General features: G+C 73.2%; 15 protein-coding genes. 3 read left to right on the top strand and 12 right to left on the bottom strand.

What is annotated here, in order from left to right:
* Positions 1-191: 191 nt before the first annotated feature.
* The 12 genes from NX801_RS21075 to NX801_RS21020 form a co-directional block, all read right to left on the bottom strand.
* Complete coding sequence (locus NX801_RS21075) at positions 192-959, bottom strand: TIGR03936 family radical SAM-associated protein (protein WP_258789371.1); 768 nt, start codon at positions 957-959, stop codon at positions 192-194.
* Positions 960-1,452: 493 nt separating this feature from the next.
* Positions 1,453-3,378 carry a TIGR03960 family B12-binding radical SAM protein gene (locus NX801_RS21070; protein WP_258789370.1) on the bottom strand — a complete coding sequence of 642 codons (1,926 nt, stop codon included), beginning with the start codon at positions 3,376-3,378 and terminating at the stop codon, positions 1,453-1,455.
* Positions 3,379-3,570: 192 nt separating this feature from the next.
* Positions 3,571-5,265 carry a CYTH and CHAD domain-containing protein gene (locus NX801_RS21065; RefSeq protein WP_258789369.1) on the bottom strand — a complete coding sequence of 565 codons (1,695 nt, stop codon included), beginning with the start codon at positions 5,263-5,265 and terminating at the stop codon, positions 3,571-3,573.
* Positions 5,266-5,364: 99 nt separating this feature from the next.
* Complete coding sequence (gene rodA, locus NX801_RS21060; protein WP_258789368.1) at positions 5,365-6,561, bottom strand: rod shape-determining protein RodA; 1,197 nt, start codon at positions 6,559-6,561, stop codon at positions 5,365-5,367.
* A 6-nt stretch (positions 6,562-6,567) separates the two neighbouring features.
* Positions 6,568-8,754 carry a penicillin-binding protein 2 gene (gene mrdA, locus NX801_RS21055; RefSeq protein WP_258789367.1) on the bottom strand — a complete coding sequence of 729 codons (2,187 nt, stop codon included), beginning with the start codon at positions 8,752-8,754 and terminating at the stop codon, positions 6,568-6,570.
* A 106-nt stretch (positions 8,755-8,860) separates the two neighbouring features.
* Positions 8,861-9,526 (bottom strand): rod shape-determining protein MreD, encoded by a 666-nt coding sequence (gene mreD / locus NX801_RS21050; RefSeq protein WP_258789366.1) that lies wholly within the window; start codon positions 9,524-9,526, stop codon positions 8,861-8,863.
* A 10-nt stretch (positions 9,527-9,536) separates the two neighbouring features.
* A complete protein-coding gene (gene mreC / locus NX801_RS21045; RefSeq protein ID WP_258789365.1) occupies positions 9,537-10,652 on the bottom strand; it encodes a rod shape-determining protein MreC in 1,116 nt (371 codons plus the stop codon).
* A 273-nt stretch (positions 10,653-10,925) separates the two neighbouring features.
* Positions 10,926-11,945 (bottom strand): rod shape-determining protein, encoded by a 1,020-nt coding sequence (locus NX801_RS21040; RefSeq protein WP_105869811.1) that lies wholly within the window; start codon positions 11,943-11,945, stop codon positions 10,926-10,928.
* 279 nt (positions 11,946-12,224) lie between these two features.
* Complete coding sequence (ndk, locus tag NX801_RS21035) at positions 12,225-12,638, bottom strand: nucleoside-diphosphate kinase (RefSeq protein ID WP_258789364.1); 414 nt, start codon at positions 12,636-12,638, stop codon at positions 12,225-12,227.
* Between the two features lie 750 nt (positions 12,639-13,388).
* On the bottom strand, positions 13,389-13,751 hold the full coding sequence (locus NX801_RS21030; protein WP_258789362.1) for a DUF4233 domain-containing protein: 363 nt from the start codon (positions 13,749-13,751) through the stop codon (positions 13,389-13,391).
* Between the two features lie 6 nt (positions 13,752-13,757).
* The gene (folC, locus tag NX801_RS21025; RefSeq protein ID WP_258789361.1) at positions 13,758-15,281 is read right to left on the bottom strand and encodes a bifunctional tetrahydrofolate synthase/dihydrofolate synthase; all 1,524 of its coding nucleotides are present in this window, start codon (positions 15,279-15,281) and stop codon (positions 13,758-13,760) included.
* Between the two features lie 433 nt (positions 15,282-15,714).
* A complete protein-coding gene (locus NX801_RS21020) occupies positions 15,715-16,305 on the bottom strand; it encodes a CAP domain-containing protein (RefSeq protein ID WP_258789360.1) in 591 nt (196 codons plus the stop codon).
* A 526-nt stretch (positions 16,306-16,831) separates the two neighbouring features.
* Between NX801_RS21020 and NX801_RS21015 the strand changes: the two genes are divergently transcribed.
* The 3 genes from NX801_RS21015 (at position 16,832) to NX801_RS21005 (ending at position 19,246) form a co-directional block, all read left to right on the top strand.
* A complete protein-coding gene (locus tag NX801_RS21015; RefSeq protein WP_258789359.1) occupies positions 16,832-18,061 on the top strand; it encodes a saccharopine dehydrogenase in 1,230 nt (409 codons plus the stop codon).
* The gene (locus tag NX801_RS21010; protein WP_258789358.1) at positions 18,058-18,666 is read left to right on the top strand and encodes a TetR family transcriptional regulator; all 609 of its coding nucleotides are present in this window, start codon (positions 18,058-18,060) and stop codon (positions 18,664-18,666) included. The genes NX801_RS21015 and NX801_RS21010 overlap by 4 nt, the downstream gene beginning before the upstream one ends.
* A 172-nt stretch (positions 18,667-18,838) precedes the next feature.
* Positions 18,839-19,246 carry a VOC family protein gene (locus NX801_RS21005; protein WP_258789357.1) on the top strand — a complete coding sequence of 136 codons (408 nt, stop codon included), beginning with the start codon at positions 18,839-18,841 and terminating at the stop codon, positions 19,244-19,246.
* The last annotated feature ends 199 nt before the right edge of the window (positions 19,247-19,445 follow it).

Here is a 19,445-nt window from a genome sequence, read left to right as displayed (position 1 = left end):
CGCTCCCGGGCGCCGCGTCTGGCGCGGCGCCGCACAGGAGCTGATGTCTGGCTCGCCGGTTCCGTACGCCTTCTGCGGACGGCCTGGCGAAAGTCTTCTGTGTGGGTACGCGACCCGGCGGGCTGGCTTGTCCGCTGCGAGGGCCGCGTGGCGACGACCGGTCCCGGTCGCGGGGACCGTTCCGCCTCCGGTCAGGGAGCAGCCGTCGCGGCGGCGGATCCGGCGGCCATGGGTGGGGCGGCCAGGACTGCCTCGCGGTCGGGCGCGAGCGGGTCGGTCACCGTGCCGGTCTCCTCGTCGAAGAGCCCCTGCGCCAGCCTGGTCACCGCAGCGGGGACCGGCGGCGCCAGGTCGGCCACGGCGTGGAGGCCGGACAGGACGTCGTCGGGTCGCACGGCAGGTGTCACGTGCCGAACAACCAGCCGCAGTATCGCACAGGGCTCCTGGCCGGGCCCATCAGCCGGCGCGGGCCGGGCTTCGAGGCCGGCCACGGCTCCCCGGGCGTCGAAGCTGCGGATGCCGTTCTTGGTCTTCCGGCTGACCTCGACCGCCCCGGCGGCCAGGAAGGCGGCCGCAGCGCGCCCGGCGTCCACCGGGTGCACGCCCTGGAGCCGCAGCTCCCAGACGGAGGCGGTCAGCCGGTCGGCGAGACCGGAGGTCCGGGCCTCCACGGCGTCGGTGATGTCGAGACCGGCCGGCATCGACTCGTCGAGCAGCAGTCGCAGCCGCTCGGGGTCGCGGTGGTCGGTGAGCGCGATCTCCAGGTACTCGGCCTCGGATGCCGTCCCGGTCGGGGCGGCGTTGGCGTACGAGACCTTGGGGTGCGGGGTGAAGCCCGCCGAGTACGCCATGGGGACCTCGGCGCGCCGCAGGGCGCGCTCGAAGGCCCGCTGGAAGTCGCGGTGGCTGGTGAACCGGAGGCGGCCGCGCTTGGTGTAGCGCAGTCGGATGCGCTGCACCGCCGGTGCGGGCGGCGGGCCTTCGGGCTGTCGCTTGCCCAGTGGTTCTTCTCCTCGGTGCGGGGCGGGCGCGGGTGGCGCGCCGCCCACGAAGTGCGGTGGCCCCGGGGGTCCCGCCCGGCTCACCCCCGTGCGTACGGGGAGATCTCGGGTGCGGGCGCCGCGCCGGAGGCGATCAGGTCGTTCTGCCTTCTACCCAGATTACGCGCCGGTGCTCCGGGCGGCTCCGCGGCCCGCTCCCCCGCACTCCGGGCCCGTGCCCCCTGCCTGCCCCCGGGCACCTCTCCCCTCACCGCCCCGCACGACCGGCGCACCGCCCCCGCGCGGCCTTCCACCCGGCGCCGTACGGCTTCCGCCCAGCCCGGTACGGCCTCCGCACGGCCTCCGCACGGCTCGCCGGTCACCGGCGGTGCGGGCGGGTCCGGCCGGCGGGGGGCGGGCCCCGGCGCCGGGCGGCGCGGGCCCGCCACCGCCCGGCGGGCCGGGAGCGCGGCTACGTGACGACGGTCAGCGGCAGCAGCTTCTTGCCGGTGGGGCCGATCTGGATCTCGGTGTTCATCTGCGGGCACACTCCGCAGTCGAAGCAGGGGGTCCAGCGGCAGTCCTCGACCTCGGTCTCGTCCAGGGAGTCCTGCCAGTCCTCCCAGAGCCAGTCCTTGTCCAGACCGGAGTCCAGGTGGTCCCAGGGCAGGACCTCCTCGTAGAAGCGCTCACGGGTGGTGTACCAGTCGACGTCCACGCCGAACTCGGGCAGCGTCTTGTCGGCGCAGGTCATCCAGCGGTCGTACGAGAAGTGCTCGCGCCAGCCGTCGAACCGGCCGCCGTCCTCCCAGACGGCGCGGATGACCGAGCCGACCCGGCGGTCGCCGCGGGAGAGCAGGCCCTCCACGATGCCGGGCTTGCCGTCGTGGTAGCGGAAGCCGATGGAGCGGCCGTACTTCTTGTCGCCGCGGATCTTGTCGCGGAGCTTGGCGAGCCGGGCGTCGGTGCCCTCGGCGCCGAGCTGCGGGGCCCACTGGAACGGGGTGTGCGGCTTGGGCACGAACCCGCCGATGGAGACGGTGCAGCGGATGTCGTTGGAGCCGGAGACCTCCCGGCCCTTCTGGATGACGTTCATCGCCATGTCGGCGATCTGGAGCACGTCGTCGTCGGTCTCGGTGGGCAGGCCGCACATGAAGTACAGCTTCACCTGGCGCCAGCCGTTGCCGTAGGCGGTGGCGACGGTGCGGATCAGGTCCTCCTCCGACACCATCTTGTTGATGACCTTGCGCATCCGCTCGGAGCCACCCTCGGGGGCGAAGGTGAGCCCGGAGCGGCGGCCGTTGCGGGTCAGCTCGTTGGCGAGGTCGACGTTGAAGGCGTCCACCCGGGTGGACGGCAGCGAGAGGCCGACCTTGTCCTCGGTGTAGCGGTCGGCCAGGCCCTTGGCGATCTCCCCGATCTCGGTGTGGTCGGCGGAGGAGAGCGAGAGCAGGCCGACCTCCTCGAAGCCGGTCGCCTTGAGGCCCTTGTCGACCATCTCCCCGATGCCGGTGATGCTTCGCTCCCGCACGGGGCGCGTGATCATGCCGGCCTGGCAGAAGCGGCAGCCCCGGGTGCAGCCGCGGAAGATCTCGACGGACATCCGCTCATGGACCGTCTCCGCGAGCGGGACCAGCGGCTGCTTGGGGTAGGGCCACTCGTCCAGGTCCATGACGGTGTGCTTGGAGACCCGCCACGGCACCCCGGACCTGTTGGGCACGACCCGGCCGATCCGGCCGTCCGGGAGGTACTCGACGTCGTAGAAGGCGGGCACGTACACCCCGCCGGTACGGGCCAGCCGGAAGAGCACTTCCTCCCGGCCGCCCGGACGGCCCTCGGCCTTCCAGGCCCGGACGATCTCGGTCATGTCCAGCACGGCCTGCTCGCCGTCGCCGATGACGGCCGCGTCGATGAAGTCCGCGATCGGCTCCGGGTTGAAGGCCGCGTGGCCGCCCGCGAGCACGATCGGGTCGTCCACCGTGCGGTCCCTGGACTCCAGCGGGATGCCCGCCAGGTCCAGCGCGGTGAGCATATTGGTGTAGCCCAGCTCGGTGGAGAAGCTGAGTCCGAGCACGTCGAAGGCCTTGACCGGCCGGTGGCTGTCCACGGTGAACTGCGGGACGCCGTGCTCGCGCATCAGCGCCTCGAGGTCCGGCCAGACGCTGTAGGTGCGCTCCGCGAGGACCCCCGGCCGCTCGTTGAGCACCTCGTAGAGGATCATGACGCCCTGGTTGGGCAGGCCGACCTCGTACGCGTCCGGGTACATGAGCGCCCAGCGGACGTCGCATTCGTCCCAGGGCTTGACGGTGCTGTTCAGCTCACCGCCGACGTACTGGATGGGCTTCTGCACATGCGGGAGCAGAGCTTCGAGCTGTGGGAAGACCGACTCGGCAGACATCTGGAACCTTCGTGGACTGGCAGGGGCGACTTACCAGCGTACCCCGGTCGGCCCTTGCGCCCGCCCGCCGTTGGTGCCCGGCGGGCGGTACGCGCTCCCGCCCGGGGCAACTCGGTACGCGGTACGCGCTCCCGCCGGAGAGCCTCGGTACGCGTTCGCCGGAGGTGCCCGGTACGCGCTCCCGCCCCGGGCTCAGGGCGCCCCGGTGGCGGCCCAGACCTCGGGCAGCCGGTGCTCGCGCTCGGCGGCGGCCGCCTCCTCGTGGCCGTACAGCAGTCCCCAGACGAACGCGGTCTCACCGGCCGCGTGGGCCCGGACGGCCAGCTCGCGGAGGGTCTCCCGGGCCACCACGCTGTCCTGGTGGTCGCCCAGCTCGCGCTGGAGCAGCTTCACTCGTTTCGCGTACTTCTTGGCGGGCTTGCCCAGCGCCGGGCGGGCGGCCTCGGCGGTGTACCGGGCGCGCTTGGCGGCCTTGCGGGCCTCGTGCATGGCGACGTCCCGGTCGGGGCCCGGCGCCAGGGCGAGGGCCCGCTCCACCCGGGCGGTCAGCCGGGCGTGCTCCTTGCGCAGCACCCGGGGCAGTACGTCCCCGGGGGCGCGGGCGGCGGCCGGCCGGAGCGGCGGCCGGGCGAGCAGCGCCTCGACGGCGTCCAGCAGGGCGAGATAGCGGTCGCTGTCCAGCGCGGCCTCGGTACGCGCCCGGGCCTCGGCGCGGTGGCCGGAGTCCCAGATCCGCAGCCGGGCGCGGACCGGGCCGAGCAGCAGCTCCACCGGGACCGCGTCGAGCCCGGCGGTCAGCCGTTCCGCCAGCACCTCCTGGTCCCGGTCGACGCCCAGCTCCCCGGCGAGCCACTTGAGCTCCCCGCGCAGCCGGACGACGGCGTCCCGGTCGCCCCCGCCGATCAGTTTCCGGTACGAGCGCAGGGCGCTGCGGAGCCGCCGGGTGGCGACGCGCATCTTGTGCACGGCGTCGGGCAGCTCGCGGCGGACGGCGACGTCCAGCGCCAGCAGGGCGTCGGCCTGGGCGCGGAGATAGCGGAGCAACTCTTCGCCGGCGGTGTCCGGGTCGGCGGGTTCCGGCCGGGCGGCGGGTCCGCCGCCGGTCTCGGTGAGGGCCCGGGCCAGCTTGGAGGGGGCGGCGGCGGGGCGGAGCCCGGCCTCGCGGAGCCGCTTGTCCAGGGCGCCGAGAAGCGCCGGGTCGGCGTCCCGGGCCAGCTCGACCTCGATCTCGGTCCACTCGGCGGTGGGACGGCCCTTCCCCGTCCGCCGCCCGCCCGTCAGCCGTTCCGCGACCACGGTGTCGGTGCTCAGCTCGGCGCGCGGCCCGCCCTTCCGGCCGGACAGCCGCCGGAGGTCGCGGGAGGAGAGGAGCCGTACGACGGGGACGAGCGGGGCGCCCCTGGTGCGGGCCCGGACCAGGGCGGCGAGCGCGCCGGGGACCTCGGCGGAGAGCTCCGGGGGCCCGGCGGCACCGGAGGCCTCCGGCGACCCGGCCGGCCCCGTGGCCCCGGCGGCCCCGGGCGCCTCCGCAGGTCCGGGGGCCGCGTCCAGCGGGACGGTCAGCTCCTCACGGGTGTCCGGGGCGACCGGCAGTTTGAGGTGCCAGCCGGCGTCCGCGCCCCCGGTGCGGCGGCGCAGGGTGATCCCGGCGGCGGCCAGGCGCAGATCGGCGGTGTCGTAGTAGACGGCGTCCAGCTCGGTGACGCCCCGGCTCTCCGACCGGGCGACGCCCTTCACCTCCGTGAGGTCGGGGAGCCGAGTGCCGGGACCGGCCGCGTACTTCCGCTCGACCTCGTGCCCGGCGGCCGGGGCCCGCCTGTCGCCGGAGTCCCCGGAGCCGTGCGTACTCTTCGCCGGGCGCTGTCCGTTCCTGGTGTCCGCCGTCATGGGAACACGGGTTCCCCGTCCCGCCCGCCCCCATGCGGCGCCGGGCCCCCACCGATCACGGGAGCCCGGGGGCCGGGGCCTCCGGCGGACAGGGCCGGCTCAGGCCGACAGGGGCCGCTGCACCCGGATCGACTGGAGCAGCCCGACGGCCACCCAGACGGCGAACATCGAGGAGCCGCCGTACGAGACGAAGGGCAGCGGGAGGCCGGCCACCGGCATGATGCCGAGGGTCATGCCGACGTTCTCGAACGCCTGGAAGGCGAACCAGGCGATGATCCCGGCGGCCACGACCGTGCCGTACAGCTCGGTGGTCTCCCGGGCGATCCGGCAGGCGCGCCAGAGGATCACCCCGAGCAGCGCGAGAATGGCGCCGGCGCCGATGAAGCCCAGCTCCTCCCCCGCGACGGTGAAGATGAAGTCGGTCTGCTGCTCCGGGACGAACTGGCCGGTGGTCTGGTGGCCGTTGAAGAGCCCCTCGCCGTAGAGGCCGCCGGAACCGATGGCGATCCGGGCCTGGTTGGTGTTGTAGCCGACGCCGGCCGGGTCGAGGTCCGGGTTGGCGAAGGCGGCGAACCGGTTGATCTGGTACTCGTCCAGCACCCCCAGCGCGGCGACCGCGACGGCGCCCGCCACCCCGGCGCCGAGCAGCCCGAAGATCCAGCGGTTGGAGGCGCCGGAGGCGAGCAGCACCCCGAGCACGATGACCACCATGACCATCACCGAGCCCAGGTCGGGCATGAGCATGACGATGGCCATCGGCAGCACGGCGATGCCGAGCGACTTGGCGACCGTCCGGTGGTCGGGGTGGAGCTGGTCGCCCGCGTCCACCTTGGCGGCGAGCAGCATCGCCATCCCCAGGATGATCGTGACCTTCACGAACTCCGAGGGCTGGAGAGAGAGTCCGCCGAGCTTGATCCAGGCGTGGGCGCCGTTGATGGTGGCACCGAGCGGGGTGAGGACCAGCAGGACCAGCACCACCGACAGGCCGTAGAGCACCGGCACCGCGCCGCGCAGGGTGCGGTGGCCGAGCCAGACGGTGCCGGTCATCAGGACGAGGCCGATGCCGGTGTTGAGGGCGTGCCGGAAGAGGAAGGAGTACGGGTCGCCCTGGTTGAGCTCGGTGCGGTTGCGGGTGGCGGACCAGACCAGCAGACAGCCGAGCAGCGAGAGGGCGAGCGCGGAGAAGAGCAGCGGCCAGTCGAGCCGGCGCACCATCGAGTCGCGGGCGGTCAGCCGGGACCAGGCGCCCTTCTCGGGCGTGTAGCGGGGGACGGAGAAGCTGTTGGCTCCGGCCATGGTCGGTCAGTCCCTCCGTCCGGTGGCCGGCGGCCCCGCGAGCGCCGGCGGCGAGGTGCCGTCCGGGACCTTCTGGGAATCGGGGTCGTACGGCTTGATCTCGGGCGCCTCGATGGTGCCGTCCGCCAGGATCTTCGGCAGGGTCCGCTGCGGGGTGGGCAGCAGGGCGCGCCTGAGGTCCTGGTTGCCGGCGTCGTCCAGACCGTAGAGGGCGTCGTAGATGTTGCGCACGGCGGGCCCGGAGGCGCCGGAGCCGGTGCCGCCCTGGGCGATGGTCATGACGACCGTGTAGTCCTTGGTGTAGGTGGCGAACCACGAGGTGGTCTGCTTGCCGTAGACCTCGGCGGTACCGGTCTTGGCGTGCATCGGGATCTTCTTCTGCGGCCAGCCGACCTGGCCGAACCGCCAGGCGGCGGTGCCGCGCTCGGCGACGCCGGCCAGCGCCCCGTCCATCAGGTCGCGGGTCTTGGCGTCCATCGGGAGCCGGCCGTGCGCGGTGGGCTTGATCTCCTCGACCTGCTTGCCGTCCGGGCTGACGATCGCCTTGCCCACGGTGGGGTTCCACAGGGTGCCGCCGTTGGAGATGGCCCCGTAGATGACGGCCATCTGGATCGGGGTGACCAGGGTGTCGCCCTGTCCGATCGAGTAGTTCACCGAGTCACCGGCGCGCATGAGATTGCCTTCGAGGCAGTTCTCGTAGCTCAGCTGCTGGACGTAGTCGCCGCCCTTCTTGCCGTTCTTGCACCACCAGGCCTTGTTGGTCTCCCAGAAGGACTGCTTCCACCGGCGGTCCGGGACCCGGCCCTTGACCTCGTTGGGGAGGTCGATGCCGGTCTCGGCGCCGAGGCCGAACTGGTGGGCGGTCTTGTAGAACCAGTCCTTGGCGTCCTTCTTGGGCTTCATCCCGCCGTCCTTCTGCCACTCCTTGTGGGAGAGGCCGTAGTAGACGGTGTCGCAGGAGACCTCGAGGGCGCGGCCGAGGGTGATGGAGCCGTGGCCCTGGGACTCGAAGTTCTTGAAGACCTGGCTGCCGATGGAGTACGAGCTGGGGCAGGGGTAGGTGCCGTTGAACGGATAGCCGGCGTTGACGGCGGCGGTGGTCGGGACGACCTTGAAGATCGAGCCGGGCGCCGCCTGGCCCTGGATGGCCCGGTTGAGCAGCGGCAGGTTGGACTCCTTGCCGGTCATCCGGGCGTAGTCCTTGGCGGAGATGCCGCCGACCCAGGCGTTGGGGTCGTAGTCCGGCATGGAGGCCATGGCGACGATCCGGCCGGTCTTGCTCTCCATGACGACGACGGCGCCGGAGTCGGCCTTGTAGTTGGTGCCGGTGTTGCGGTCGGGCTCCTTGCGGGCCGCCTTCATCGCCGCGTCCAGCTCGTACTCCGCGACCGCCTGCACCCGGGCGTCGATGGAGGTGACCACGTTGGAGCCGGGGCGGCCCGGGTCGCTCTCCGCCTCGCCGAGGACCCGGCCGAGGTTGTCCACCTCGTAGCGGGTGACCCCGGCCTTGCCGCGCAGCGCCTTGTCGTAGGTGCGCTCCAGACCGGAGCGGCCGACCTGGTCGGAGCGGAGGAACGGCGAGTCGGTGTTCTTCGCCTCCTGGATCTCCTGGTCGGTGACGGGCGAGAGATAGCCGAGCACCTGGGCGGTACGGGACTTCCCGGGGGCGGCGTAGCGGCGGACGGCGGCGGGCTCGGCGGTGATGCCGGGGAAGTCCTCGGCGCGCTCCCGGATGGTCAGCGCCTGCTGGGTGGTGGCCTTGTTGGTGACCGGGATCGGCTGGAAGGGCGAGCCGTTCCAGCAGGGCTGGGGGGTCTTGGCGTCGCAGAGCCGGACCTTGTCGCGCACCTCCTTGGGCTTCATCCCGAGGACGCCGGCGAGCCGGGTGAGGACGGCCTTGCCGTCGTCCTTCATCTTCAGCAGCTCGGTGCGGGAGGCGGAGACCACCAGCCGGGTCTCGTTGTCGGCCAGCGGTACGCCCCGGGCGTCGAGGATGGAGCCCCGGACGGCGGGCTGGACGACCTGCTGGACGTGGTTGCTGCGGGCCTCGTCGGTGTACTCCTTGCCCTGCCGGATCTGGAGGTACCAGAGCCGGCCGCCGAGGGTGAGCAGCAGGGAGAAGACCAGGACCTGGATGACGATCAGCCGGATCTGGACCCTGGGCGTCCGGCCGGTCTCCGGGATATTGCTCATGGCGCGGTCGCCCCCTCGTTCACAGCCGTCCCCCGTTCCCGGGTCGTCCCGCGCGGCCCGGTCCTGGGCCCGGTCCCGCGCCTGGTGGTGCTCACACCGGCGGTCCTCACAGCCGCTTCACACCCTTGATGCGGCCGGCCCGGGCCGCCCGGTTGCGGGCCGCCTTCAGCCGCAGTCCGCTGCGCTGTTCACCGATCCGCAGGCCGGTGCCGGAGGCGAGCCAGCCGGAGGCCACGTCGGTGCCGGTGCCGGGGTCGTCCGCGAGCGGGTCGTTCTCGGCGCGCCGGGCCAGCCACATGATGCCGGGGACCGTGAAGGGCGCCAGCAGCAGGTCGTACAGGACGGCGGTGGCCAGCAGCGGGATCAGGCCGACGTGCCGGGCGGCGGTGTCACCGACCAGGGCGCCGACCCCCGCGTACAGCAGGGTGGAGAGCACGGCGGCGACCACCACCATGGCCATCGGCCCGGTGGCGGACTTCAGCCGGCCCTTCTCGGGCTTGGCGAGCCCGGCCAGATAGCCGATGACGCAGAGCACCAGGGCGTACCGCCCGGCGGCGTGGTCGGCGGGCGGGGCGAAGTCCGCGAGCAGCCCGGCGGCGAAGCCGATCAGGGCCCCGGCGACATGGCCGTAGACGAAGGCGAGGCCGAGGACCACCAGGAGCATCAGGTCCGGGACGGCGCCGGGCAGCTGGAGCCGGGCGAGCACCGAGACCTGGAGGACCAGGGCGACGACGAGGAGGGTGCCGGAGAGCAGCACACGGTTGAAACGCATGGCCTTACCTCTACTCCTGATCGTCGCCGGCGTCGCCGTTGTTCTGGACGGCCGGATCGGCCGGATCGGCCGGATCGGCCGCCGGATCGGCCTGGGCGTCCGGGTCGCCGGGGTCGCGCCCGGCCGCCGGGTCGGGCTGGGCCGGGGCGTTGCCGGTGGGCCGCGGCGAGGGCTGGGCCTGCCCCTGCGGCTGGACGCCGCCCTGCTGGTCCAGCCCGGCCTGGGCCGACGGGGTGACGGTGACCGTGACGGTGGGCTCGGGGCGCGGGCGGGCCGGGAGCACCAGATCGCGCGGGTCGGTGCGGGGCGCCTGGACGACGACGCCGACGATGTCCAGCCGGCTGAAGCCCGCGTAGGGGCGGACGTACAGATTCTTGGTGAGCCCGCCGGCCGCCGGGTCGACCCGGATCACCTCGCCGACCGGCACACCCGGCACGAACGGCTTGCCGGCCTGCGAGCCGAAGGTGACCAGCCGGTCGCCGGGCTTGACCTTGGCCTTGCCGTTGAGGAGCTGCACCGAGAGCGGGCGGTCGCCCTGGCCGGTGGCGAAGCCGAGTTCGTCGGACCTCTCCATCCGGGTGCCGACGGTGAACTTGGGGTCGCTCGCGAGGAGCACGGTGGCGGTGCCGGGGCCGACGGTGGTGACCCGGCCGACCAGCCCGTCGCCGTTGATGACGGTCATGTCGCGCTTGATGCCGTCGTCGGCGCCCACGTCGATGGTGACGGTCCAGGAGAAGCCCTGGGCCGCTCCTATGGCGATGACCTCGGCCGCCTTGACGCCGTACTGCCCGGCGCCGGCCCGCTTCAGCAGGTTGTCCAGCTCCCGGACCCGGCTGCGGTTGCGGTCGTCGCTGCCGAGGCGCGCCTTGAGGGCCGCGTTCTCCCGCTCCAGCTCCGCGATCCGGCCGTGCCGTTCGCCGGAGTCCCGGACGGCCGCGATGGCGTTGCCGACCGGATCGACGACGGAGGCGACGCTGTTCTCGACGGGGCCGAAGACGGTGGCGGCGGCGCGCCGGGCGCCGTCCACGGGTGACTCCTGGCCGCCCCTGATGTCCACCGTGATCAGGGCGAACGCGACGGCGACCAGCAGGATCAGGAGCAACCGGCTCTCTCGTGTGTCCCTCACGGGGGCGGCCGTGCCTTCCTCGATAGGAATGTTTGTGCCGTTATACCAACGATCAGCCGTACGGGCCTGGTGGCGTCCGTACGGCCGAGGTCACCGTTCCGCCGTCCGTGGGAGTCCCGTACGCCCGCCCGGGTGAAATGCCGGGCGGGCGTACATGCCGGCGACTGCCGGGAACCACCGGGGACTTCCGTGAATCACCGTGGACCGACAGGGACCACGCGGACCGACGGGGACCACGGAGGCCGTCGGGGACCACCGGGGGCTCCTGGGGGGCTACCTGCGGGGCTGGGCGTCCAGCACCTGCTGGAGCGCCTCGAACTCCTCCACGCACTTGCCGGAGCCGAGCGCCACCGAGTCCAGCGGGTCCTCCGCGATGTGGATCGGCATCCCGGTCTCCCGGCGCAGCCGCTCGTCCAGACCGCGCAGCAGCGCGCCGCCGCCGGTGAGCACGATGCCCCGGTCCATCACATCGCCGGAGAGCTCCGGCGGGCACTTGTCGAGGGTGGTCTTCACCGCGTCCACGATGGCGTTGACCGGCTCCTCGATGGCCTTGCGGACCTCGGCGGCCGAGATGACGACCGTCTTGGGCAGGCCGGAGACCAGGTCCCGGCCGCGGATCTCGGTGTGCTCGTCGGTCTCCAGGTCGTACGCCGAACCGATGGTGATCTTGATCTGCTCGGCGGTGCGCTCACCGAGGAGGAGGCTGTACTCCTTCTTGATGTGCTGGATGATCGCGTTGTCCAGCTCGTCGCCGGCCACCCGGATCGACTGTGCCGTGACGATTCCGCCGAGCGAGATCACCGCCACCTCGGTGGTGCCGCCGCCGATGTCCACCACCATGTTGCCGGTGGCCTCGTGGACCGGCAGACCCGAACCGATGGCGGCGGCCATCGGCTCCTCGATGATGTGCACCTGCCGGGCGCCCGCCTGGGTGGACGCCTCGATCACCGCGCGGCGCTCGACCCCGGTGATGCCGGAGGGCACGCAGACCACGACCCGGGGGCGGGCGAGATAACGGCGCTTGTGGATCTTGAGAATGAAGTAGCGGAGCATCCGCTCGGTGATCTCGAAGTCCGCGATCACCCCGTCCTTGAGCGGCCGGACAGCCACGATGTTGCCAGGGGTCCGGCCGATCATCTTCTTGGCCTCGGCGCCGACCGCCAGGATTCCACCGGTATTGGTGTTGATGGCGACGACGGAGGGCTCATTGAGGACGATGCCGCGACCTCTGACGTACACCAGCGTGTTGGCGGTCCCGAGGTCGACAGCCATGTCACGGCCGATGAACGACATTGAGTTCCCCTTGTTTCCCATGAGGATGCGTCGGGCCTTCCCCATTAGAGCTTGACGGCTTCTCAGGTCGGCTGGACGGGAGGTGTGGCGGAGATTCCCATCGTAGTGCCGCCCGTGCGGAGACTGCGCTGCGGTGCGCCTCTGTACAGGTGACGAGACACAGGACGGATGCGTTCCCGAGCGCTCTGCGGCCTATACCGGAGGGCGACCGAAATTCCATCGGTCGCCCCAGGTCATGAGCGCTGTATGGCTGACGCCCGGTCAGACGACCCGGGCGGCTCAGGCGATACCGGGAAAAAAGATCTTGAGTTCCCGTTCCGCGGACTCCGGGGAGTCCGAGGCGTGGATCAGATTCTCCCGCACGATGGTGCCGAAGTCACCGCGGACGGAGCCGGGCGCGGCCGCGATCGGGTCGGTAGGCCCGGCGAGCTGCCGGACGCCCTCGATCACCCGCTCGCCCTCGACCACCAGCGCCACGACCGGGCCGGAGGACATGAACGCGACCAGCGGCTCGTAGAACGGCTTGCCCACGTGCTCGCCGTAGTGGCGCTCCAGGGTCTCGCGGTCCAGGGTGCGCAGCTCCAGGGCGGTGATGGCCCAGCCGGCCTTCCGTTCGACGCGGCCGATGACCTCGCCCACGAGTCCGCGACGGACGGTGTCCGGCTTGAGCAGGACGAGGGTGCGCTGCGTCATGGTGTGCGGCTCCTTGCGGCCAGAGGGTGCGGTTGGCCCAGAGGTTACCGGGTGTGACGATCGCCCCGGCACGCGGGCGCCCCCGGGCACCGGGGCCCCGGGCGCGGCCGTCTTCGCCCGTGGCGTACCGGCGGCCCCGGCGGCGGAGGCGCGCGACCACCCGCGCCGGACCGCGCACCGAGCTCTTCGGCCCCTGCGGGGCGGAGGGCGTACCGGCTCCCGCCGTGTACGGGGCGGGGGATGTGCCGGCTCCCGGGACCTGCCGGGCGGGGCACGTACCGGCTCACGGGACGTGCGGGGCCGGGCCTGTGCACCCGGGCCCGGCGGGCGGCGGCGAGACCGGCTGCCGGGGCCTGCGGGGCGGAGCACGTACCGGCTCCCGGGACGTGCGGGGTGGAGGGCGTACCGGCTCCCGCCGTGTACGGGGCGGCTCCCCGGGCAGGGGCGTACCCGGGCCCCGGCCGGACCGCTCCGGCGGCGTACCGGCGGTCCGGGTCCCTGCGGCCCCGGGGCGTCAGGGGCAGCACGGCCCCGCCGGGACGTGCCAGGGCCGGGCGTCCGGGGCGCGGCCCCAGGGCTTCGGGAGCCTCAGGGAACCAGGGAGGTCAGGGCGCCCGGGGCAGCGCAGCCGTCGGACCGCCGGAGGTGCCCCGGGGGCGCCGGGAGACTCGGGGCGCAGAGGGCCGGCGGGTTGGGCCCTCCGGCGCCCCAGGAGGCTCCACCCCGTGGGGCTCCGGGCGGCTCCGGGCGTCAGGGCGCCGGGGACTCGGCGGCCTCGGCCGCCGCCTGCGCCGCCCAGCGGGCCTTGGCCGCGTCGATCTTCCCGCCGAAGTGGACCGAGGCCCACCACAGCCCGCCGAAGACCAGGCCCAGGAAGAACATGATCGGCACCACGAAGCCGCTGGCGATCAGCACGAGCTGGAGAGCCCAGCCCAGCGCCAGCCCGCCCGGCCGGCCGAGCATGCCGCAGAGCAGCACGCTCAGCGCCATCAGCACCCCGCAGACCGTCCACACCGTGCCCATCGACAGGCTGTCGTCCTTCATGGCGACGAGCCCGGCGAAGCCCAGCACGAAGAACTCACCGATCAGCGTCGAAGCGCAGAGCGTACGCACCCGGTCTCAGCCCCTTCCCAGCAGCAGCCGGGCCTCGCCGACCGTGATCACCGAACCCGTGACCAGCACGCCCGCGCCCGCGTACTCGGCCTCCTCCTCGGCGAGGGTGATCGCCGCCTCCAGGGCGTCGTCCAGGCGCGGTTCCACCACCACCCGCTCGTCGCCGAAGACCTCCACGGCGACGGCGGCCAGCGCGTCCGGGTCCATCGCGCGGTGGCTGGAGTTCCGGGTGACGACCAGCTCCGCGCAGATCGGCTCGAACGCCTCCAGCAGGCCCCGTACGTCCTTGTCGTCGCTGGCCCCGACCACGCCGATCAGGCGGGAGAAGCCGAACGCCTCGGTGACCCCGGCCGCCGCCGCGCGGGCCCCGGCCGGGTTGTGCGCGGCGTCCAGGATGACGGTGGGGCTGCGCCGTACGACCTCCAGCCGGCCGGGCGAGGCCACCGAGGCGAAGGCCCGGCGGACCGTCTCCAGGTCCAGGGTGCGGGCCTCCTGGGCGCCGATCCCGAAGAACGCCTCGACCGCCGCCAGCGCCACCGCGGCGTTGTGCGCCTGGTGGGCGCCGTAGAGGGGGAGGAAGATCTCCTCGTACTCGCCGCCCAGGCCGCGCAGGGTCAGCAGCTGGCCGCCGACCGCCATCTCGCGGGCGGTGACCCCGAACTCCATGCCCTCGCGGGCGACCGTGGCGTCCGCCTCGACCGCCTTCTTCAGCAGCACCTGGGCCGCCTCGACCGGCTGCTGGGCGAGGACGACGGTGGCGCCCTCCTTGATGATCCCGGCCTTCTCGCCGGCGATCTCCGCGTGGGTGGTGCCGAGCCGGTCGGTGTGGTCCAGGTCGATGGGGGTGACCACGGCCACCGAGCCGTCGATCACATTGGTGGCGTCCCAGCTGCCGCCCATGCCGACCTCGACCACGGCCACGTCGACCGGGGCGTCGGCGAAGGCGGCGTACGCCATGCCGGTGAGCACCTCGAAGAAGGAGAGCCGGTACTCCTGGGAGGCGTCGACCATCTCGACGTACGGCTTGATGTCCTGGTACGCCTCGACGAACCGCTCGGCGGGCACCGGGGCGCCGTCCAGACTGATCCGCTCGGTGACCGACTGCACATGGGGCGAGGTGTACCGGCCGGTGCGCAGCTCGAAGGCGCCGAGCAGCGCCTCGATCATCCGGGCGGTGGAGGTCTTGCCGTTGGTGCCGGTGATGTGGATCGACGGGTACGCCCGCTGGGGCTCGCCCAGGACGTCCATGAGCGCCGCGATCCGGGCCACCGAGGGCTCCAGCTTGGTCTCGCCCCACCGGGTGGCGAGGTCCGCCTCCACCTCGCGCAGTGCCCGGTCGGCCTCCGGGTCGGCGGGCCGGGCGGGCACCGGGTCGCCCTGCGGCGGTCCGGCCTGGGCGCGCAGGGTACGGCTGCCGGCCTCGATCACCGCCAGGTCGGGGTCTCGGTCGGTCTCCGCGGCCACGATCTCGTCGAAGCCGTCGCCGTCGTAGCTGCTGTCGCTGGACTCGCGGGGGGGCTGCTCACTCACGCCCCTCAGTCTACGGAGTGACTCCCCCGCGGCCTCCGGCCCGCCCGGACCATCGGACGGGCCGGACCGGCGGGCAGGGCGCGGGCCGGTGGGCGGACAGCCGGACGGCGCCCGCCCCGCCCGGGAATTGTGGGGGCATCCCCGGGCGGGGCGGGCGCCGACGGAACGGCCGGAGCGAGTCCGGCCAGGACCCGTCCACCGCACCCCGTTCACCGCACCGGCCACGATCCGTCCACCGCGCCGGCCAGGACCATTCACCGGTCCGGCCACGATCCGCCCACCGCATCGGCCAGGACCATTCACCGGTCCGGCCACGATCCGGCCGCCGGTCCGGCCGCGATCCGGCCAGGGCCCTTCACCGGCATTCCGACGGACCCTCAGAGAATGCCGGTCACCGCATGGCGAATCCCGTCCGAATTCCCCGGCTCAGCGATCAGAACCCCGCGGCGAAGTTCTGGGTCCAGTAGTTGCCGGGCTGGGCGAGACCGACGCCGATCTCCTTGAAGGCGCAGTTGAGGATATTGCGCTTGTGGCCCGGGCTGTTCATCCAGCCGGTCATGACGCTCTCGGGGGTCTGGTAGCCGTAGGCGACGTTCTCGCCGTAGGTCTGCCAGCGGTAACCGGCGCGGGTGATGCGGTCGCCGGGGTTCGAGCCGTCGGATCCGGTGTGCGACATGTTCTTGTGGGACGCCTGGTCCTGGCTGTGCGCCTGGGCGGCGCTGGTCAGCTTCGCGTTGACCTTCACCGGCGAGCAACCCACCTTGGCGCGCTCGGCGTTGACGAGTTCCACCACCCGCGCGGCGCTGGTCGAGCCGGCCGCCGGCCTGGCCGCGGCGCCGGTCGCGGGCTTCTTGGCCGCCACTCGCTGCGCGGCGACGGCGGCCCGGTGGGCGTGGGCCCGGCCGTCCTTGCCGCCGACCGGCCCGTACCCGGCCATCGCCACGGAGGGCACGGCCACGGCCGTCACCACCAGGGCGGCGATGGTTATCTTCCGGTAGCCCGACTTGTTGCGGTGCTTGCTCATCCGAGACCTCATTCAAAGTTCCGTACACGCCCCGTCGCGCTGCGTTCATCTCCGCGTCTTTCCGCGTCGGAAAGACGCGGGGACCCGGCGGGGGCGATGAGGAAATGGATATTAGGGCACCCGGGGGAACTCTCATCCCACGGAGAAAGACCTGACCGGCCGTAATGATCCGATTTATCTGATCGTTATGGGCGCATTCGGCGGCGACGGAACCCGCGAAATCCCCCGGGATCCGGCGGTACTCCCAAATCGGCACCACTCGGGACAGAGGCGCCCGCCAGAACGGGGCGAATCCGATATGCCGACCGCCCCGGATCTCACCATCAGACGGACAAACAGCTGAATAGCACCCAGAAAGGCCGCCCCCCTGTGGCGGACGTCTCCCCCGCACCGGCCCGGCGGCACCCTTCAGCCGCCCTTGATCCCTCCTTGAGGCGCCCTTAAGGGAGATCCCCGGAGTGACGGGCGGCGCTCGCCCCAGGTCACCCGCCCTCAAAAACTAGGTCACCCGACCTATACTTCCGGCATGACTGACGAACTGTCGCTCGATCCGTCCGGTCCCGTCCTCATCACCGGTGGCTATGGAACGGTGGGCACCGAACTCGCCCGGATGGCCGCCGCCGGGGGCCTCCCCGTCCTGCTGACCGGCCGCACCCCCGAGCGGGGCCGGGCGCTGGCCCGGGAGCTGGGCGGCGAGGTCCGCGCCTGGGACCTGGCGTCCCCCCGGCCGTTCCGGGCCGCCGTCCGGGCGGTGGTGAGCGCGGTCAACGACCCGGACGACCGGGTACTGCGGGCCGCCCTGACCGCCGGGGTGCCGCAGGTGGACGTCACCCGGTGGACGGCCCGGCTCCAGCGGGCGGTGACCGTCGCCGCGCTGGCCCGGTCGGCCGCGCCGGTGCTGCTCTCCTCCGCCTGGATGGGCGGGGTGACCGGCCTGGTCGCCGCCGCGCTCGCCCGGGAGCTGGGCGGTGCCGAGCGGGTGGAGACCGCCGTCCGCTGGGACCTGGCCGACCGGGCGGGCGCGGACTCGGTGGAGTTCATGGACCGGCTCGGCATCGACTTCGAGGTGGTGGAGGACGGCCGGCGCCGGCTCGCCGCCCCGCTGAGCGGCGCCCGTACGGTGCGGATCGGCGCCGATCCCGTACGCGTCGCGCGCATCGACACGCCCGAGCAGTACACCTTCCCGCTCACCCTGGGCACCGCCACCGCGGCGACCCGGATCGGCTTCGGCTCCCCCGCCGTCACCCGGATGCTCCTCGCCCTGCGCGGGGCGGGCTTCTTCCGCTGGGCGGGCGGTGAGCGCTGGGCCCCGGTCCGCCGGGCGGTGCTGCACTCCCCCGGCGACGGCGGCACCGCCCGGCTCCGGATCGATGTGACCCACCGCGGCGAAGCCCGTACCGCCCTGGTCACCGATCCCGCCGGCCAGGCCCGTCTCACCGCCGCGGGCGGCTACCTGGGGCTGCTCCGGGTGCTGGGCGCCGACGGCTCGCCCGCCCCGCGGGGCGTGGTCTTCCCCGAGCAGCACCCCGACCCGGCCGCCGCGCTGCGGCTGCTGGCCGGTCTGGGCGCCCGGGTCGACATCGAACGCACCGGCGCCCCCGAGACGCCGGGGACACCGGGGCCGTCCGGACCACCGAAGGCCTCCGGACCGCCCGGGGCACCCGGAAGGCCCGTCCCGCCGGGGGCCTCGGGAACACCCGACACGCCAAGAACCCCCGGGCCCTCCGGGACGCCCGGGACGGAGGCCGTCGCATGAGCGCCGCTCCCGCCGGCGGGCCGACCGCCAAGGGCCTGCGCCGCCGGGCCGATCTGCTGGACGCCGCCGAACGGCTGCTCTCCGCCTCCGGGGGCGCCCAGCTCACCCTGCGCGCCGTCGCGGACGAGGCCGGGGTGCGCCTCGGCCACCTCCAGCACTACTTCCCGGCCCGCGCCGACCTGCTGGCCGCCCTGCTGGACCGGGTGCTCACCACCTCGCTCGCCCGGATGGCCGAGCGCACCGGTCCGTCCGCCGACGGCGCCGATCCGGGGGCGGTGCTGAGCAGTGTGCTGAGCGACCACGACGACCCGCCGCTGGTACGGCTGTTCACCGAGGTGTGGTCGATGGCGGCCCACGACGAGGCCGCCGCCGAGGCCGTCCGCGCCTTCTACGCCCAGTACGCCGGCCATGTCGCCCAGGTCGTCCGCCGCCAGGTCCCGGCGCTGGACGAGGCGGGCGCCCGGGCCCGTGCCGAGGTGTTCGTGATGGTCGCGGAAGGGGCCGCCCTCTTCCGCTCCGGGATCACCGGCCGCCGCACCCCGGCGACCGACGCCGCACTCCGCCACACCCTCCGCACCCTGCTCACCGCCCCCGCCACCCCCTGACGACCCACCCGGCCGCCGCTCGTCCCGGGGGCTTCACAAACAGGCGTCCGAGAATTCTCTGTCCGGTCGCTCCGGGAGCGATGAGTTCCGGGCGGTGCCCCGGTCTGAAGGGGTGCAGTGTGGACAACGGGGCGGCCGGGCCGCTCCGGCGAACGAAAGCGACGGGTGCCCCATGTACCAGCAGATGATCTTCCCGAACCTTCCGGTGAACGACGTCGAGGTGTCGAAGAAGTTCTTCACGGAGCTCGGCTACACCATCAACCCGCAGTTCACCACGGACGACTGTGCCGCCGTGGTGGTCAGCGACACCATCGTGGTGATGCTGCTCGCCAGGACGCGGTACGCCGACTTCACCGAGAAGACGATCGCGGACGCGACCACCACCAGCGAGGTGCTGCTCTGTCTGAGCGCCGAGAGCCGCGAGAAGGTGGACGAACTGGTGGACCGGGCGATCGCGGCCGGCGGTACGGCCACCGGCAAGACCCAGGACATGGGCTTCATGTACGGCCGGGCCTTCGACGACCCGGACGGCCACACCTGGGAGATCATGTGGATGGACCCGGCGGCCGTCCAGGGCTGAGCGGACGATCCGCTCGGGCGCCCCGCCCGCTCCGGCCGGCCCCGGTCCGTGTCCCCCTCGCGGGGCACGGGCCGGGGCCGTACCGCCGGCCGTCCCGGCCCCGGCCGTCACCTCATCGGATGACATGTACGCCGCTCCCGCCCCTCGGCACCGTCCCGCCGCCTACGGTCGGGCCACCACCCGGCCGCCCGGTGACCGG

Source organism: Streptomyces pyxinae (assembly GCF_024756275.1).
Lineage (GTDB): Bacteria > Actinomycetota > Actinomycetes > Streptomycetales > Streptomycetaceae > Streptomyces > Streptomyces pyxinae.
Note: the sequence above shows the minus strand (reverse complement) of the source record. Positions and strands in the feature narration are given on the sequence as shown.

Excerpts from the sequence above, each read along its gene's own strand:
- NX801_RS21070 (WP_258789370.1), bottom strand. The coding sequence starts at position 3,378 with ATGTCTGCCGAGTCGGTCTTCCCACAGCTCGAAGCTCTGCTCCCGCAT.
- NX801_RS21065 (WP_258789369.1), bottom strand. The coding sequence starts at position 5,265 with ATGACGGCGGACACCAGGAACGGACAGCGCCCGGCGAAGAGTACGCAC.
- rodA (WP_258789368.1), bottom strand. The coding sequence starts at position 6,561 with ATGGCCGGAGCCAACAGCTTCTCCGTCCCCCGCTACACGCCCGAGAAG.
- mrdA (WP_258789367.1), bottom strand. The coding sequence starts at position 8,754 with ATGAGCAATATCCCGGAGACCGGCCGGACGCCCAGGGTCCAGATCCGG.
- mreD (WP_258789366.1), bottom strand. The coding sequence starts at position 9,526 with ATGCGTTTCAACCGTGTGCTGCTCTCCGGCACCCTCCTCGTCGTCGCC.
- NX801_RS21040 (WP_105869811.1), bottom strand. The coding sequence starts at position 11,945 with ATGTCGTTCATCGGCCGTGACATGGCTGTCGACCTCGGGACCGCCAAC.
- ndk (WP_258789364.1), bottom strand. The coding sequence starts at position 12,638 with ATGACGCAGCGCACCCTCGTCCTGCTCAAGCCGGACACCGTCCGTCGC.
- NX801_RS21020 (WP_258789360.1), bottom strand. The coding sequence starts at position 16,305 with ATGAGCAAGCACCGCAACAAGTCGGGCTACCGGAAGATAACCATCGCC.
- NX801_RS21015 (WP_258789359.1), top strand. The coding sequence starts at position 16,832 with ATGACTGACGAACTGTCGCTCGATCCGTCCGGTCCCGTCCTCATCACC.
- NX801_RS21010 (WP_258789358.1), top strand. The coding sequence starts at position 18,058 with ATGAGCGCCGCTCCCGCCGGCGGGCCGACCGCCAAGGGCCTGCGCCGC.
- NX801_RS21005 (WP_258789357.1), top strand. The coding sequence starts at position 18,839 with ATGTACCAGCAGATGATCTTCCCGAACCTTCCGGTGAACGACGTCGAG.